The organism is Candidatus Rhodoluna planktonica, assembly GCF_001854225.1.
Classification (GTDB): domain Bacteria; phylum Actinomycetota; class Actinomycetes; order Actinomycetales; family Microbacteriaceae; genus Rhodoluna; species Rhodoluna planktonica.
The window spans coordinates 951,284-966,453 of sequence record NZ_CP015208.1; the positions used below are offsets into that span (position 1 = coordinate 951,284).

The following is a 15,170-nucleotide window of genomic DNA, read 5'->3' on the forward strand; positions in this document are numbered from 1 at the left end:
TATGAATGTTGAAAAAGATTTAGAAGAACGCCTGCGTCAGGCAAACCCGGTAACCGATCAGCAAGCACCTCAAGTTGATTTGAACTTGAATCGCATCATGCGAACTGGTTCCGGCAACATTCGCCCCCGTTTTGCCAAATGGCAAATTGCGACATCGGCAGCTGCTTTGCTCATAGGTGCTGCCGTGGTGTCGACATCGCTTCCGGTTGACAATGGGCCTCTTTTTTCATTGTCCGGCACCGGCGCAGCCAAGTCTTTGGCCACCACCAACGGGTCGGCCGCCGAAGATTCTCGCATGATTATGCCAATGGTCAACTACGAGTATTTTGCCGGCTCTGAACTCGCAGATTTTGACTTCTCCGAGACCATTTATCAATTCAAAGCGAGCCAACCAATCGAAGAAGCAGCCACCGAACTGGCTAAGTTCTTCAATCTTTCAGAACCACAAGTCAACAAGACCGATCCCAATTTTGTCTTCTATCAAAGTGGCAACTACGAGAACGGAAAACCCTACCTAAACGTGAACCAGTTCGGCTCGGTACTCAGTTTTGACTACTCTGACCCGAGCAGTTACCTGCAACCAGACTGCCTGAAATCAGATGAATTCGGCTGTCTTGAATTCAAAGAAATTAAGGCAGATAAATCAAAGTTGCCAACCGAAGCGGAAGCGGTTGACTTCATGAATTCGCTAGCCAAGGTACAGGGCTTCAACGAAAACGACTACCGTGTGACAACTTCAGTTGACGATTGGGGTATGCGAGCATCTCTTACCCTTCACCTCAACAACCAACCATTACCGCTTGAGACATCCGCCCAATGGAATCAGGTAGGCCAGTTATCTTATGTTTACGGAGTCGCTGGCGAATTAGTTGAGGTGAAGAAGATCCAGTCGATTAGCTCTACTGATGCAGCGCTTCGAGCAAACGACTACCGCTGGTACGGCAGCGCACACCAGAGCTTGATCAGTTACCCCGAGTTCAGTGGCGAGGTAATGCCCTTCGCAACAGAAGCCAATGCAGGTTCGGAACCGGCAAGTACCGATAAACCAGAAACAAAACGAATTGCTTTGACCGGAGCCAAGGCTGCCTTGCTCATGGTTTACGCCAGCAACTCAGAAATGTGGTTGGTTCCAGGATTCATATTCGATTCAGAACTGGGCTCGGTGTCGGTTCTCGCAACTCCAGACGGACTGATCGAACTTCCCGAGCCTGTGACGCCGATGGTTAGATAGCACAGCCTCTACTCTGCCTGAACTGTAGCGACAAGAGCTGAAAAATTGGCTATGGCTTGGCAATTAGGGTCAGCACTCCGGGAGTCAACTCGGCCTTGAGTCCTGCCAAACTGGCAATTTCAATCAATTGCTTGCGATCCTCTAATTTCGCCGGGTACAGCAACCAAGCGCGAGCGAATTGACCTTTTGCCTTCTTATTGAAATGGTTCAGGGCCCGGCGAACCCCAGATGGATCTTCGCTGACAACGTTTAAGTAGATGGTTTCCAAGCCCTGAGACACGGGAGCCAGCTTGGCATAGCTGCTCGACCGACCGTCGACTATCAAATCTTGGCCAGCAGTCGCGATACTTTGCCAAACTGGGTCATGCTCGGATCTCCAATCCAGTTGGCTAAAGCCTGGCAGCGCCGTTCCGGCAGTGAATCTGAAGTTTGGAATTTCATCAAACAAATCGATCAAGCCAAAAATAGCTGTGTGCAGGTAAACCTCGTTGGGGCCAAGCCGAGAAAGGTCAAGTTGATTGAATTCGGTAGCGCTTCCCTTTAGCCCCCGGTCGTGAAGAGCATCAAACAGAACTCCATCAAATCGATCGATAGCGGGCAAGAGCAGCGGCTTCTGAGCTAATTGTTGATTCTCAACCAAATCGTTCAGGTTGCGGGCTGGCACTTTTAGCTTCCTGGCCGCATCAGGCATGGCTGATAACTTGGCAAGAGCCTCAATTGCCCTTTTCCTAATTGACAGCAATTGCTCGAAGGCCAGCAATTCCAGCCACGTTTCTGATGCTTCGATGCCGCCAGATTTCTTTGTTTCTGAAGGGGGCAGCAGCAAAATCATTTCTCTAGCCTAAAAGAAAACCCTCGGTCAGTGACCGAGGGTTGATTCTTTTTTAGCTCTAGATGAGGGAAGCATTCCGAGCGACAACAGTGACTACGTTGTGCTCGATGGAAATAAAACCATCTTCTGCGTTGGCTTTTACCACTTCACCCTCTGCAAGCGTGATTCGCACCTCACCAGAGGAAAGAATTGCCAGCATTGGCTCGTGGCCCGGAAGCAAACCAATCTCACCCTCGACGGTCTTAGCCACGACCATTTTGGCCTCGCCTGACCAGACAGCTTGATCAGCAGCAACTAGCTCAACACGAAGTGTTGCCATTGTTACTTACCTGATTCCTTCTGAATGCGGTCCCATTCCTTGAGGACATCGTTGATGTCACCAAGGTTGAAGAACGCCTGCTCACCAACGTGGTCGAAGTCACCGCGAGCAATCGCAGCAAAGCCTTCGATTGTGTCTTTTAGCGGCACGGTCGAACCAGGAACACCGGTGAACTTGGTCGCCATGTAGGTGTTCTGCGATAGGAATCGCTGAATACGACGGGCACGCGAAACAGTGATCTTGTCTTCTTCAGAAAGTTCTTCAACACCAAGAATCGCAATGATTTCCTGAAGTTCTTTGTTCTTCTGCAGAATACGCTTCACAGTGGTCGCGGTCTCGTAGTGGTCCTTGCTGATGTAGCGAGGGTCCAAGATACGTGAGGTTGAGGTCAACGGATCTACCGCTGGGTAAAGACCCTGAGAAGCAATGTCACGAGAAAGCTCGGTGGTTGCATCGAGGTGGGCAAATGTGGTTGCCGGGGCTGGGTCGGTGTAGTCATCAGCAGGAACATAAATAGCCTGCAATGAGGTAATCGAGTGACCACGGGTTGATGTGATGCGCTCCTGAAGAAGACCCATCTCATCTGCCAAGTTCGGCTGGTAACCCACAGCAGATGGCATACGACCTAGAAGGGTCGAAACCTCAGAACCTGCCTGAGTAAAGCGGAAGATGTTGTCGATGAACAAAAGCACGTCCTGCTTCTGAACATCGCGGAAGTACTCCGCCATGGTCAGTGCTGAAAGTGCAACACGAAGACGGGTGCCAGGTGGCTCATCCATCTGACCGAAGACCAGTGCAGTCTTGTCGATAACTCCAGACTCGGTCATTTCATCGATTAGGTCATTACCTTCACGGGTACGCTCACCAACACCGGCGAAAACCGATACACCGTTGTGGTTTTCTGCCACACGGTAAATCATTTCCTGGATCAAAACGGTCTTACCTACACCGGCTCCACCGAATAGACCGATCTTTCCACCCTGCACGTAAGGAGTTAGTAGGTCGATGACCTTGATACCGGTCTCGAACATGGTGGTTTTCGACTCTAGCTGGTCGAAAGCTGGTGGCTGACGGTGAATCGACCAGGTCTCTTTGACCTCGATCTTCTCGCCAGGCTTGGCATTCAAAACGTCACCAGTCACGTTGAATACGTGACCCTTGGTTACGTCACCAACTGGAACAGAGATTGGCGCACCGGTGTCGGTAACAGCACCGCCACGGACCAAACCATCGGTTGGCTTAAGTGCAATTGCGCGAACTAGATCGTCACCCAGGTGCTGAGCGACCTCTAGGGTTAGCTTGGTCTCTTCACCGTTGATGTTGATGACAGTGGTCAGTGCGTTGTAGATCTCTGGGATGGCATCGTGAGGAAACTCGATGTCAACCACAGGACCGGTTACGCGCGCGATGCGACCGGTGCCGGCTGCTGGTGCAGCTGCCTTCTTCTTGGTTGCGGCCATGTCTCTTTCTTTCTCTTAGTCTTCGTCGTTGGTTGATGACAGTGCGTCAGCACCACCAACGATTTCGGAAATCTGCTGGGTAATTTCTGACTGACGAGCTTGGTTGCTCAATCGGGTGTAGTTCTTGATCAACTTGTCGGCGTTGTCGGTTGCTGACTTCATGGCCTTTTGGCGAGCTGCGTGTTCTGACGCTGCCGACTGCAACATAGCGTTGAAAATTCGGCTCTCGATGTAGACCGGAAGCAGGGCATCTAGCACCTTGTTCGCATCTGGCTCAAATTCGTAAAGCGGGAAGACTTCGTCACTCGAAGGCATCTCGACGCCTTCAACAACTTCAAGCGGTAGCAAGCGCACAACCTGAGGTTCCTGAGCGATCATCGAAACAAACTTGTTGTAAACCAAGTGGATTTCGTCGACGCCACCGGCAGAAAACTCGGTGTTGAAAGCCTCAAGAACTGCCTCAGCGATTTCACGTGCTGTTTCGACAACCGGAAGATCGGTGCCACCAATCCACTGGCGAACCGACTGCATGCGACGGAAGTTAAAGTAGCTAACCGCTTTACGACCGACCAAGTAGTAAACAACGTCTTTACCTTGCTCACGCAAAAGCGAAGTGAGTTGCTCAGCCTCTTTTAGGACGTTAGAGGAAAAGGCTCCGGCTAGACCGCGGTCAGAAGTAAAAATCACTACCGCAGCACGATCAATTCGGGCTGGCTCGGTAGTCAGCGGGTGATCAACATTTGAGTAGGTCGCTACCGCCGAGACCGCGCGAGTAACCGCACGCGAATACGGAGTTGCCGCGGCCACACGCTGTTGCGCTTTATAAATGCGTGATGCCGAGATCAACTCCATGGCGCGAGTGATCTTCTTGGTCGTCTGGGCAGACTTAATTTTCTGCCTATAGACCCGAAGTTGCGCTCCCATGTCTCTCCTAGTTTCTAGTCTTCAGATTCGCTTGAATTACTTCTTGCGCTTCTGCTTGACAATCTGTTCTTGGTCAACTTCTTCTGCATCGAGCGCGTCGGCTTGAGCAGCTGATGAAAGTGACTCTCCAGCTGAGGTTGCAAAACCCTTCTTGAACTTGGCAACTGCTTTTTCAAGTTCAGCTACGGTGTCGTCAGCAAGGTTGTTGGTCTCGCGGATGGTGGTTAGCACGCTGGTGTTGCGGCGTAGGTAGTCAAGCAACTCTGATTCGAAGCGAAGGACATCTTCAACTGGAACCTCGTCTAGTTTGCCGGTGGTTCCTGCCCAAACCGATACGGTCTGCTCTTCAACTGGGAATGGAGAGTACTGAGGCTGCTTTAGCAGCTCCATTAGACGTGCACCACGAGCCAACTGCTGACGTGAAGCAGCATCAAGGTCTGATGCGAACATCGCAAAAGCCTCAAGAGCGCGGTACTGAGCTAGTTCAAGCTTCAGGGTTCCGGAAACCTTCTTGATGCCCTTAACCTGAGCGGCACCACCAACACGAGAAACCGAGATACCAACATCGATAGCTGGGCGCTGGTTTGAGTTGAACAAGTCTGACTGAAGGAAGATCTGGCCATCGGTGATCGAGATCACGTTGGTCGGAATGTAAGCAGAGACGTCGTTAGCCTTGGTCTCGATGATTGGAAGACCAGTCATTGAACCGCCACCCAATTCGTCGTTTAGCTTGGCACAACGCTCTAGCAAACGGCTGTGCAAGTAGAAAACGTCACCTGGGTATGCTTCACGGCCTGGTGGGCGACGAAGCAAAAGTGAAACTGCACGGTAGGCCTCGGCCTGCTTTGACAGGTCATCAAAAATGATTAGGACGTGCTTGCCGCCGTACATCCAGTGCTGACCAATTGCAGAACCGGTGTAAGGGGCTAGGTACTTGAAACCTGCAGGGTCAGAAGCAGGTGAGGCCACAATCGTGGTGTATTCCATAGCGCCGGCTTCTTCAAGGGCGCCCTTCACTGCTGCGATAGTCGAACCCTTTTGACCGATGGCTACATAGATGCAGCGAACCTGCTTCTTTGGGTCACCAGATTCCCAGTTCGACTTCTGGTTGATGATGGTGTCGATGGCAATAGCGGTTTTACCGGTCTGGCGGTCACCAATGATTAGCTGACGCTGACCGCGGCCAACTGGAATCATGGCGTCGATTGCCTTAATACCGGTCTGCAATGGCTCGTGAACTGACTTACGAGCCATAACGCCCGGAGCCTGAAGCTCAAGAGCGCGTCGTGCCTCAGCCTTGATGTCACCGAGTCCGTCGATTGGGTTACCAAGCGGGTCGACAACTCGGCCCAAGAACTTGTCGCCAACGGGTACCGAAAGAACCTCACCGGTGCGGTGAACTTCCATACCCTCTTCGATACCCTCGAAGTTTCCGAGAACTACAGTACCGATTTCGCGCTCATCTAGGTTTAGAGCAAGACCCAAAGTGCCATCAGCAAATTTGAGCAGCTCGTTAGCCATCGCGCTTGGCAAACCCTCAACGTGGGCAATACCGTCACCGGCATCAATCACGTGTCCTACTTCGGTGCGTGAGGCCTTGGCTGGCTCGTAAGACTTGACGAAGTCTTTGAGAGCGTCGCGAATCTCGTTCGGGCTGATTTTCAGATCTGCCATCTCGTATCCTTTGCTTTTGGGGCTAGCCCCGGTTGGTCATTGGGAACTGACTTACGCCAGTTGAAGTTTTGCTTGTTGTAGACGGTTGCTTAGGCTTCCGTCGATGATTTGGCCGGCAACCTGAACTTTTAGTCCCCCGAGGAGGCTTTCGTCTACTTCGACGTTCAAGGTGACACTTTGGCCATAGGCCTTGGCCAGTGCTTTTTCAAGACGGTCAATTTGTTTCTTATCAAGTTCGGCTGCAGAAGTGACCAATGCCACCAAGCGATCGGCGAAAGCAGAAATCTGCTTGCCGAATTGCTCGAGGACCACCGAAACGCGACGGCGTCGAGCACCCGAAACTGCATTCTGCACCAGCAGCGCGGTTTCAGCACTGGCTTTCTTGCCTAAGAGAGCGTTTACCAGAGCGAGTTTTGCTTCAAGCGAGGCAGTTTTCGAGCTGAGCGCCATCTGCAAATCTTGATCGGAATCGACTGCTTGACGGAATGAAAACAACTCACTCTCAAGCTGGTCTAACTTTTTAGCTGATGCAGCGATGGCAGCAACTGTGTGAACCGCTAACTGCTCGAAGGCAGACACAAGGTCTGAGCCGGTAGACCAGCGCAGAACAACCAGGTGTTCGGCAAACTCAAGCGCAGCCTTAGAAACACCTTTGCCGAAAACGGCTTGCAGTGCTCCCGACTTGGCCACAGCCTCGGCGGAAGGGTCCGAGAGGATGTTTCGCAACTGGGTCGATGACGCTACTGCGTTACCGATAGTAAACAACTCGGTTGCGAATTTGAGATCAGCCTTAGCAAGGAGAGGCTGTAGCGCCTCTTTTGCCGCGGCTAGCGACTGCCTGGTTGAACTGGCCATTACTTCTTCTTGCCTGCTTTGGTTTGAGAAACGCTGTCGCCAGCCTCTAGGTCGGCCAAAAATTGGTCGACCACGCCGGCGGCAATCTTGTCGTTCTTGAGGCTTGCCCCAACCACGCTTGAAGCGAGGTCGATTGCTAGTGAACCTACCTCTGCTCGCAGAGAGATTAGTGCTGCCTGACGCTCAGCCTCAATTTGAGCCTTTGCGGTTGCGGTCAATCGTGCTGCCTCGCTTGCTGCCTGTTCTTTCAGCTCAGCCAAAATAGCTGCACCTTCAGCTCGGGCTTCCTCGCGAATTGAAGCGGCTTCGGCTCGCGCCTGAGCCTGCTCGGCCTCGATGTTTGCGGTTTTGGCCGCGGCTTCTGCCTGCGCCTCTTCAGCAGCAGCAAGACGTCCTTCAATGGCTTCGGTGCGAGCATCAAGAGTTTTCTTGAAGTTCGGCAGAACCTTGAACCAGAAAAACGCCAACAGAATTACGAAGACAACCGAAGACCACAGGATGTCGTAGTCAGCTGGCAAAAGTGGGTTTGGAGCGCCCTCACCCTCAGCCGCAGCCGCGAAAATCCTTGAAATCATGGTCTAGTTTCCTGACTGACTAAGCGAAGATGAATGGGGTTGCTAGACCGATTAGCGCTAGCGCTTCGGTAAATGCGATACCTAACCACATGGTGACCTGAAGCTTTGAAGCTAGTTCAGGCTGGCGAGCAATCGACTCGATGGTCTTTGAAACAACTAGACCTACACCGATACCTGGGCCTACTGCTGCTAGACCGTAACCAACTACAGCTAGGTTTCCGCTTAGTTCAGCGATGTTTGTAACGTCCACTTTGTATTTCCCTTCCGTGGTTTGAAACTAACGGTTGTTAGCTTCTGATTAGTGCTCGTCTGACAATGCCAACTGGATGTAAACAGTTGTCAGAAGTGTGAAAACGTATGCCTGCAAGAAAGCAACAAGGATTTCGAACAGGGTAAAGGCGAAGCCGAACAAGAATGTTCCGGCGCCGAAGAATTTGAAGAAGCCATCGGCATTGAACAGGAAGAACTGGGTTGCCGAGAAGCAGAGCACAAGCAAAAGGTGCCCGGCGATCATGTTCATGGTCAAACGCAGAGCCAGAGTGATCGGGCGAAGGATGAAGGTCGAGAGAAACTCGATCGGAGTAACCATGATGTAGAACGGCTTGGGAACTCCGGCTGGGAATAGCGCTGAGGTGAAGAAGTGACCGCCGTGCTTTTTGACACCCGCGTAGATAAAGGTTACGTAGGCTGCCAGGGCCATCACAATTGGTAGACCGATAACTGAGGTACCGGCGATGTTCAAGCCCGGGATGATACCGGTGATGTTCATGCCTAGGGTGATGAAGAAGATTGTGGTCAGCAGCGGCAAGAAGCGGTCGCCATCTTTTTCGCCAAGTTGCTCGTGAGCAATGCTCTTGCGAACGAAGTTGAGTGAAATTTCGCCCATCAACTGGAAACGTGATGGAACGTGGCTACCTTCACGAAGCGAACGCTTGAATGAATTTGCCCAAAGTGTGAAGACGATGATGAGAACGGTAAGAACCAGCAAACGAATCAGCATGATTCGGTTTAGTGCGAACGGAGTACCTTCAAAGGCAACGATTTCGGGATAGAACTCCATGATTGATGGAGCGTGGAAACCGCCACCAGACTCTTCGGTGCTGGCTGCCACATAGAGCAGATTTAGAGCGTTCGCGATCAGCTTGAACTCCTGTTTCGGGGCAAGGTGAACCTTGCGGCGATTTACAGTGCTTGCTGCCTAGATGTGTGGCAACTCCATAATCCTAACAGCATTACTGCTGCCAAATTCCCGGAGATTAGGCATCAACAAGATTATTTTTTGATTATTTTTCGTAGAGCGGGATTCGCGCTGACAAAGCTATGCGAGTGTCAATAACCAGGGTCGAGATGATCGCGGCAACAACGGTGAAAAAGAAAACCGGGCCGTCAATAAAATCGACTTCTTTCAGGGTTGCCGCCAACACCAAGAAAACCACTAGCTTTACTAACCAACCGCCCATGACGACTCCGAAGAAGCCACCCAGTGGAAGTTTTCCGCCAAACCAAACGCTCAATGCGGTTAGCGAGACAAAGACCAGGGTTAGCGCGGCACCAATCAGTGCACTAATTAGGCCCGCCTGCCCCGCGACGGCAAACCCGATTGCCGAACCAAGTGCCGCGATAATCCCAATCAAGATAGAGCCTTGGACCAACACTTTTTTGAAAACTTTCTCGAGTGAATCAGATGCCGGCATTTGCAGCCCTCTTTCTCTTGATTAGTGGCCAAAGCGTATAGAGCAGAGCAAGCAGCACACCGATAGCCAAAACGATGAAAACCAAAGCTGCGTCGAGGAAGAAAAACAGCAGGCAACTTATTGAGATGACGGCTGTCCAGACGTAAAAAACCAGCACCGCACCAAGGTGGCCGTGCCCAAAGTCTTGAAGGCGGTGATGTAGGTGTTGTCGATCTGCAGCGAAGGGTGATTTGCCGGCCCGCAATCGTCGCAGCACTGCAAGAGAGAAATCGAGCATCGGCAGAATAAGGATTGCCAACGGCAAGATCAGCGGGATAAATGCGGGCCATAATTCATCATTGCTGATTAGCTTTGGATCGATTTGGCCGGTTACGGTAAGTGCCGAAGTTGCCATCAGTAGGCCGAGCAGCATGGCGCCTGAATCGCCCATAAAAATTTTGGCCGGTCGCCAGTTGAAAGGCAGAAAACCGAGGCACATTCCCAAAACAATTGCCGATAGCAGCGAAGCCAAGTTGAAGTAGTTGGTGGGCGAAGTCTGCTGACTGAGTAGGTATGAGTATGCGAAAAAGACCGAAGTGCCGATGAGCACTACCCCAGCAACCAAACCATCTAGGCCATCGATGAAGTTGACCGCGTTCATAACCAGGACCGTTAAAAACAGGGTCACCACAAAGGATGTTCCAAAACTGCCAATGGTCAGACCATTAATCGGCAGCGAGACAATCTGAACACCCTGCCAGGCGAGAATTCCGGCAACCAGAAATTGGCCAGCAAGTTTCAGGGTCCAGTCGAGATCATAGAGATCGTCTAGGAAACCGATCAGTGTGATCAGAGTTGCCGCGCCCAAAATTGCCAGAACCTGCATCGGGTCGGCAAAAACGCTTTTGAACCAGCCAAGTGAACCAGCAATTGGCAAGGTAACCAGAAAGCCAAAATACATGGCTACGCCGCCGAGCCTAGGGGTCGGCCGGGTGTGAACATCACGGGCTCTGATTTGCGGGTAAAGCTTGAAGCGATGACTAATTTTGAGGGTGGCCCAGGTGCCAACGAATGTGACTGCCGCAGCAATCAACATCATCAGCAAATAGGCGCGCACGAGCTAGTCCTCTTCGAGTAAGTCTTTAGCGATAGAGCGAATTTGTTCGATGCGCAACGCACCCTGGCGAACAACTCTTATCTTGCCAGTGGTAGTTACCGCACCGCCAAGCGAGAGACTTTCGGTAATGCCGGTCAAATCTAGGATGGTCGAGGCCTCACCTTTCGGGCTTGGCCCACCATCGAGGTAGACCTTGACTTTGCTGCCGAAGTAGCCTTCGGCTTCGACGGCAGTTGTAGCTGCTGGCTGACCGGTAAGGTTTGCGCTAGAGACAGCCAGTGGCCCGGTTTCTTCAAGCAGCGCAAGCGTAATTTTGTGATCGGGCACACGCAACGCCACCGTGCCCTTGGTCTCCCCCAAATCCCACTTCAGCGAAGGCTGCGCTTTCAGGATCATGGTGAGCGCTCCCGGCCAAAATGTCTCAGCGAGCTGCCTGGCGATCTTAGGAATTGAGTCGGCCAGGGCATCCATAGTTTTTGCAGATGGAATAAGCACCGGTGGCGGGGACTGAGGACCTCTACCCTTGGCGGCCAAAAGAGATTCAACCCCCTTGGCCGAAAATGCATCGGCAGCGATTCCGTAAACTGTGTCGGTCGGGATGACAGCCAACTCATGTCTACCCAGCGAAGCCTTAGCCAACCGCATTCCGGTCAGCAGGTCGGTGTCTACCGAGCAGTCGTAAATCCGCTCCAAGGCTGGCTCCTTTGTCTAAAGCTTGCGGGCTGAAACTGCCCGGTCTCTGAAGGTCAAATCTTGGTGAGCAGAAACTTGCACCCACCCATCAGCCAATAGTAATTCACAGACCTGTTTACTTTGACTGTCGGCGTGCTCGATAACTAGAAAACCACCTGGATGCAGCAGCTCTTTTGCTCGAGCCGAAATGATGCGAATTAGATCTAAACCATCATCGCCACCGTACAGGGCCAGCGCCGGATCGTATTGCTGAACCTCGGGGTCGCGCGGAACAGCATCGTTAGGAATGTAGGGCGGGTTCGAAGCCACCACCGAAACTTTGCCGATTAGTTCTTGAAATGCATCTGCCATATCACCCTGGATGAGATTCTCAATCTTGGAATATTTGGCGAAATTTTGTTTGGCGAACTCATATGCTGCGGCAGATTTTTCAACAGCAAAAACTTGCGCGTGCGGCACTTCGGTTGCCATGGCTAGAGCGATTGCACCCGAACCTGTGCCTAAATCAACCGCAACGGGCTGGTTTGAGGGATCTGCCTTGAGCGCATCAATCGCCAGTTGAGCGATCAATTCGGTTTCTGGTCGCGGAACAAACACACCGAGACCGACCGTCAATTCAAGATTTCTAAAGTAAGCGCGCCCAGTGATGTGCTGAAGTGGTTCGCGCTGCTGTCTGCGAGCAAACGCCACAATTAGCGGACCGGCCGCTACCTCATCGATCTCTTCGTCAAATATCAATTTGGTCTGTAGCTCGGAGCGAGAGATACCTAGCGCCCAGGCAGCAAGAAGTTCTGCGTCATTTTGAGCAGAATCAATTCCGGCAAGCACAAACCGAGCAGCCGCATGATTTAGCAACTCGCGAAGCAGCATTATTTTGTGCCGAGTGCGGCTAGACGTGCCTCTTCGTCGGTTTGAATCGCAGACTGAACCACCGGTTCAAGTGCTCCATCCATGACCTGGTCGAGGTTATAAGCCTTGTAGCCGGTGCGATGATCGGCAATTCGGTTTTCTGGGAAGTTATAGGTACGGATTCGTTCAGAGCGGTCGACGGTGCGAACCTGAGATTTACGCGCCGCAGATTGCTCAGCTTCGAGGGCCTCTTGCTGGGCTGCCAAAATTCGTGCTCGCAAAACTCGCATCGCGGCCTCTTTGTTTTGCAGCTGAGACTTCTCGTTCTGCATCGAAACTACGATTCCAGTTGGCAAGTGGGTGATGCGAACAGCTGAGTCGGTGGTGTTCACCGATTGGCCACCCGGACCAGAAGAGCGATAGACGTCAATGCGCAAATCGTTTTGAGCAATTTCAACTTCTTCTGGCTCATCTACTTCAGGAAACACTAGAACTCCGGCGGCCGAGGTGTGAATACGACCTTGAGTTTCGGTAACCGGAACACGCTGAACTCGATGGACACCGCCCTCATATTTGAGGTGTGCCCATACGCCCTGCGCCGGGTCTGAAGAATTGCCCTTGATAGCAATTTGAATGTCTTTGATGCCACCGAGATCAGATTCGTTCTTCTCGATGATTTCGGTTTTCCAGCCCTTTGAATTCGCATATTGGATGTACATGCGCAGCAGGTCGGCAGCAAAAAGAGCTGATTCTGCTCCACCCTCGCCCGCTTTGATTTCCATAATGACGTCTCGTCCGTCATCCGGGTCGCGTGGAATCAGCAGTCGGCGCAATTTTTCGTTGGCGGCAACTAGTTTTTCCTCTAAAGCCGGCAACTCTTCTGCGAAAAGCTCATCTTCTTTTGCCAGTTCACGTGCCGCTGCGATGTCGTCGTTCAAACCATTGACCTGGTTGTAAACGGCAACAATCGCACTCAATTCGGCGTAGCGACGGTTGAGCTTTTTGGCAAGTGCCGGGTTGGCGTGCACGCTGGCATCAGAGAGTTGCTCTTGCAGCGCAGCGTGTTCGGCCAACAGCGGTTGAACGGAATCAAGCATTTTGAACTATCGATTACTCAGCGTCGTTGCCGCTAGGAACCGGCATTGACTTCTGAACCTGCATCAAAAATTCGACGTTGCTCGAGGTCTCTTTCAAGCGACTTAGAACAAGTTCAAGAGCCTGCTGCTGCTCCAGTCCGGCTAGTGCACGGCGCAGCTTCCAAACAATCTTGGTCTCGTCTGGACTCATCAGCATTTCTTCTCGACGGGTACCCGAGGCATTCACATCGACAGCTGGGAAAATACGCTTGTCGGCTAGCGCACGAGACAGGCGAAGTTCCATGTTTCCGGTGCCCTTAAATTCTTCGAAGATGACCTCGTCCATCTTTGAACCGGTCTCAACCAAGGCAGTAGCCAGGATGGTTAGCGAGCCACCATCTTCGATGTTTCGAGCAGCACCAAAGAAGCGCTTCGGTGGGTACAGCGCTGAAGAATCAACACCACCGGAAAGAATACGGCCAGATGCTGGAGCGCTTAGGTTGTAGGCTCGGCCCAGACGGGTGATCGAGTCGAGCAGCACAACCACATCGTGACCAAGCTCAACCAAGCGCTTTGCGCGCTCGATTGCCAGCTCAGCAACTGTGGTGTGATCTTCGGCCGGACGGTCGAAGGTTGAAGCAATAACTTCACCCTTTACGGTGCGCTGCATGTCGGTGACTTCTTCTGGGCGCTCATCAACCAAAACAACCATCAGGTGAACCTCAGGATTGTTGGTGGTGATTGAGTTGGCAATAGCCTGCAGCACCAAAGTTTTACCAGCCTTAGGTGGCGAAACGATTAGACCGCGCTGACCCTTACCGATTGGTGATACTAGATCGATGATGCGGGTGCTGAGCTTGTTTGGCTCAGTTTCAAGGCGCAAACGGCTTTGCGGGTAAAGCGGAGTTAGTTTGCCAAATTCAACACGGGCACCGGCCTGCTCGACGGTAAGACCGTTGATCGAGTCGATTCGAACGATAGCGTTGAACTTCTGGCGACCAGCACCCTCGCCTTCACGAGGTTGGCGGATTGCTCCAACTACTGCGTCACCCTTGCGCAGGTTGTACTTCTTTACCTGGCCGAGAGAAACATAGACATCGTTTGGCCCTGGCAGGTAACCGCTGGTGCGAACGAAAGCGTAGTTGTCTAGAACATCTAGAATTCCGGCGACTGGAACCAGAACATCATCCGGCGAGATTTCTGGTTCAACCTCGTCACGATCGTTGGCACGACGGTCACGGTTGCGGCCGTAGCGGTCACGGTTGCGGTTCCGGTTGCGGTTGCGGTTGCCGCGCTCATCGTTGAAGTCGCGCTCACCGCGCTCGTTACCACGGTCGTTGTCACGAGTCTGAGTGTCGCGGGCCGAATCGGCTGACTCGCTGTCACCAGAGTCATTCGAATTGTTGTCTGAAGAATTGTTTTGGTTGCGGTTACGGTTGCGGTTGCGGTTACGGTTGCGGTCTGAGCGCTCTTGGCGTTCTTCGCCTTCACCGTTACGGTTGCGCTCTGATCGCTCTTCGCCCTCGAAGTTACGCTCACTGCCCTGGCCGGCCGATTCGGCGGCCTTTGGTTCATTCGACTTTGACCCAGTCGAGTTAGTTTCGGTCGAAGAAGCTTGCGCTGCCGTTGACCCTTCGGCGGTTTTGGCACGGGCGCGGGTGGTCTTTTTGGCGGCAGGAGTTTCGGTTGCCGAAGTTGTTGATGTTGCCGAGTCTGCTGCTGGGGCCGCTGAATCTGAGGTCACGCGACGTGATTTACGAACAGGCTTGGTAGGTTGCTGGATTTCATCCATGTTTGATTTTTGCTCTTTCTTGAAGGCGCAGGGTCTTTGTTTACGAACCTGCTAAATGCGGAATACCGCGGGAATCGCTTTAGCGAGAATTGCACACCAT

Annotated in this window: 16 protein-coding genes; 1 reads left to right on the forward strand and 15 read right to left on the reverse strand. The window is 52.3% G+C overall.

The genetic code is table 11. The annotated features are described in order from the left end of the window. Nucleotide 1: 1 nt before the first annotated feature. Nucleotides 2–1,231 carry a hypothetical protein gene (locus tag A4Z71_RS04745; RefSeq protein ID WP_070954778.1) on the forward strand — a complete coding sequence of 410 codons (1,230 nt, stop codon included), beginning with the start codon at nt 2–4 and terminating at the stop codon, nt 1,229–1,231. 49 nt (nt 1,232–1,280) lie between these two features. Here the strand turns inward: A4Z71_RS04745 and yaaA are convergent, their stop codons facing one another. The 15 genes from yaaA to rho all read right to left on the reverse strand — a co-directional run bounded on the left by yaaA (nt 1,281) and on the right by rho (nt 15,070). After that, nucleotides 1,281–2,063, reverse strand: a complete 783-nt coding sequence (gene yaaA / locus A4Z71_RS04750; protein WP_070954779.1) for a peroxide stress protein YaaA — start codon at nt 2,061–2,063, stop codon at nt 1,281–1,283. A gap of 58 nt (nt 2,064–2,121) precedes the next feature. Next, nucleotides 2,122–2,382 carry a F0F1 ATP synthase subunit epsilon gene (locus A4Z71_RS04755; protein WP_070954780.1) on the reverse strand — a complete coding sequence of 87 codons (261 nt, stop codon included), beginning with the start codon at nt 2,380–2,382 and terminating at the stop codon, nt 2,122–2,124. Nucleotides 2,383–2,384: 2 nt separating this feature from the next. Next, nucleotides 2,385–3,842: a F0F1 ATP synthase subunit beta gene (gene atpD, locus A4Z71_RS04760; protein WP_070954781.1), complete on the reverse strand. Its 1,458-nt coding sequence runs from the start codon at nt 3,840–3,842 to the stop codon at nt 2,385–2,387. 15 nt (nt 3,843–3,857) lie between these two features. Next, nucleotides 3,858–4,766, reverse strand: a complete 909-nt coding sequence (locus tag A4Z71_RS04765; protein WP_070954782.1) for a F0F1 ATP synthase subunit gamma — start codon at nt 4,764–4,766, stop codon at nt 3,858–3,860. A 36-nt stretch (nt 4,767–4,802) separates the two neighbouring features. Next, nucleotides 4,803–6,440, reverse strand: coding sequence for a F0F1 ATP synthase subunit alpha (gene atpA / locus A4Z71_RS04770; protein WP_070954783.1), 1,638 nt, complete (start codon nt 6,438–6,440; stop codon nt 4,803–4,805). A 51-nt stretch (nt 6,441–6,491) separates the two neighbouring features. Next, a complete protein-coding gene (locus A4Z71_RS04775) occupies nt 6,492–7,295 on the reverse strand; it encodes a F0F1 ATP synthase subunit delta (RefSeq protein ID WP_070954784.1) in 804 nt (267 codons plus the stop codon). Next, entirely contained in the window at nt 7,295–7,870 is a 576-nt protein-coding gene (locus A4Z71_RS04780; protein WP_070954785.1) for a F0F1 ATP synthase subunit B, read from the reverse strand. The genes A4Z71_RS04775 and A4Z71_RS04780 overlap by 1 nt, the downstream gene beginning before the upstream one ends. 19 nt (nt 7,871–7,889) lie before the next feature. Next, entirely contained in the window at nt 7,890–8,120 is a 231-nt protein-coding gene (atpE, locus tag A4Z71_RS04785) for an ATP synthase F0 subunit C (RefSeq protein WP_070954786.1), read from the reverse strand. Between the two features lie 48 nt (nt 8,121–8,168). Further along, a complete protein-coding gene (gene atpB, locus A4Z71_RS04790; RefSeq protein ID WP_236858516.1) occupies nt 8,169–8,981 on the reverse strand; it encodes a F0F1 ATP synthase subunit A in 813 nt (270 codons plus the stop codon). A gap of 172 nt (nt 8,982–9,153) precedes the next feature. Beyond that, a complete protein-coding gene (locus A4Z71_RS04795) occupies nt 9,154–9,564 on the reverse strand; it encodes a hypothetical protein (protein WP_070954788.1) in 411 nt (136 codons plus the stop codon). Beyond that, nucleotides 9,551–10,660 (reverse strand): glycosyltransferase family 4 protein, encoded by a 1,110-nt coding sequence (locus A4Z71_RS04800; RefSeq protein WP_070954789.1) that lies wholly within the window; start codon nt 10,658–10,660, stop codon nt 9,551–9,553. The genes A4Z71_RS04795 and A4Z71_RS04800 overlap by 14 nt, the downstream gene beginning before the upstream one ends. A gap of 3 nt (nt 10,661–10,663) precedes the next feature. Next, nucleotides 10,664–11,353 carry an L-threonylcarbamoyladenylate synthase gene (locus tag A4Z71_RS04805; RefSeq protein ID WP_145943905.1) on the reverse strand — a complete coding sequence of 230 codons (690 nt, stop codon included), beginning with the start codon at nt 11,351–11,353 and terminating at the stop codon, nt 10,664–10,666. Nucleotides 11,354–11,368: 15 nt separating this feature from the next. Beyond that, a complete protein-coding gene (prmC, locus tag A4Z71_RS04810) occupies nt 11,369–12,223 on the reverse strand; it encodes a peptide chain release factor N(5)-glutamine methyltransferase (protein WP_070954790.1) in 855 nt (284 codons plus the stop codon). Beyond that, nucleotides 12,223–13,299 (reverse strand): peptide chain release factor 1, encoded by a 1,077-nt coding sequence (prfA, locus tag A4Z71_RS04815; RefSeq protein ID WP_070954791.1) that lies wholly within the window; start codon nt 13,297–13,299, stop codon nt 12,223–12,225. Before prfA ends, prmC begins: the two co-directional genes overlap by 1 nt. A 13-nt stretch (nt 13,300–13,312) precedes the next feature. Then, nucleotides 13,313–15,070 carry a transcription termination factor Rho gene (rho, locus tag A4Z71_RS04820; RefSeq protein WP_070954792.1) on the reverse strand — a complete coding sequence of 586 codons (1,758 nt, stop codon included), beginning with the start codon at nt 15,068–15,070 and terminating at the stop codon, nt 13,313–13,315. Nucleotides 15,071–15,170 lie beyond the last annotated feature (100 nt).

Excerpts from the sequence above, each read along its gene's own strand:
- prmC (WP_070954790.1), bottom strand. The coding sequence starts at position 12,223 with ATGCTGCTTCGCGAGTTGCTAAATCATGCGGCTGCTCGGTTTGTGCTT.
- A4Z71_RS04775 (WP_070954784.1), bottom strand. The coding sequence starts at position 7,295 with ATGGCCAGTTCAACCAGGCAGTCGCTAGCCGCGGCAAAAGAGGCGCTA.
- A4Z71_RS04780 (WP_070954785.1), bottom strand. The coding sequence starts at position 7,870 with ATGATTTCAAGGATTTTCGCGGCTGCGGCTGAGGGTGAGGGCGCTCCA.
- atpA (WP_070954783.1), bottom strand. The coding sequence starts at position 6,440 with ATGGCAGATCTGAAAATCAGCCCGAACGAGATTCGCGACGCTCTCAAA.
- prfA (WP_070954791.1), bottom strand. The coding sequence starts at position 13,299 with ATGCTTGATTCCGTTCAACCGCTGTTGGCCGAACACGCTGCGCTGCAA.
- atpD (WP_070954781.1), bottom strand. The coding sequence starts at position 3,842 with ATGGCCGCAACCAAGAAGAAGGCAGCTGCACCAGCAGCCGGCACCGGT.
- rho (WP_070954792.1), bottom strand. The coding sequence starts at position 15,070 with ATGGATGAAATCCAGCAACCTACCAAGCCTGTTCGTAAATCACGTCGC.
- A4Z71_RS04755 (WP_070954780.1), bottom strand. The coding sequence starts at position 2,382 with ATGGCAACACTTCGTGTTGAGCTAGTTGCTGCTGATCAAGCTGTCTGG.
- A4Z71_RS04765 (WP_070954782.1), bottom strand. The coding sequence starts at position 4,766 with ATGGGAGCGCAACTTCGGGTCTATAGGCAGAAAATTAAGTCTGCCCAG.
- A4Z71_RS04745 (WP_070954778.1), top strand. The coding sequence starts at position 2 with ATGAATGTTGAAAAAGATTTAGAAGAACGCCTGCGTCAGGCAAACCCG.
- yaaA (WP_070954779.1), bottom strand. The coding sequence starts at position 2,063 with ATGATTTTGCTGCTGCCCCCTTCAGAAACAAAGAAATCTGGCGGCATC.
- A4Z71_RS04795 (WP_070954788.1), bottom strand. The coding sequence starts at position 9,564 with ATGCCGGCATCTGATTCACTCGAGAAAGTTTTCAAAAAAGTGTTGGTC.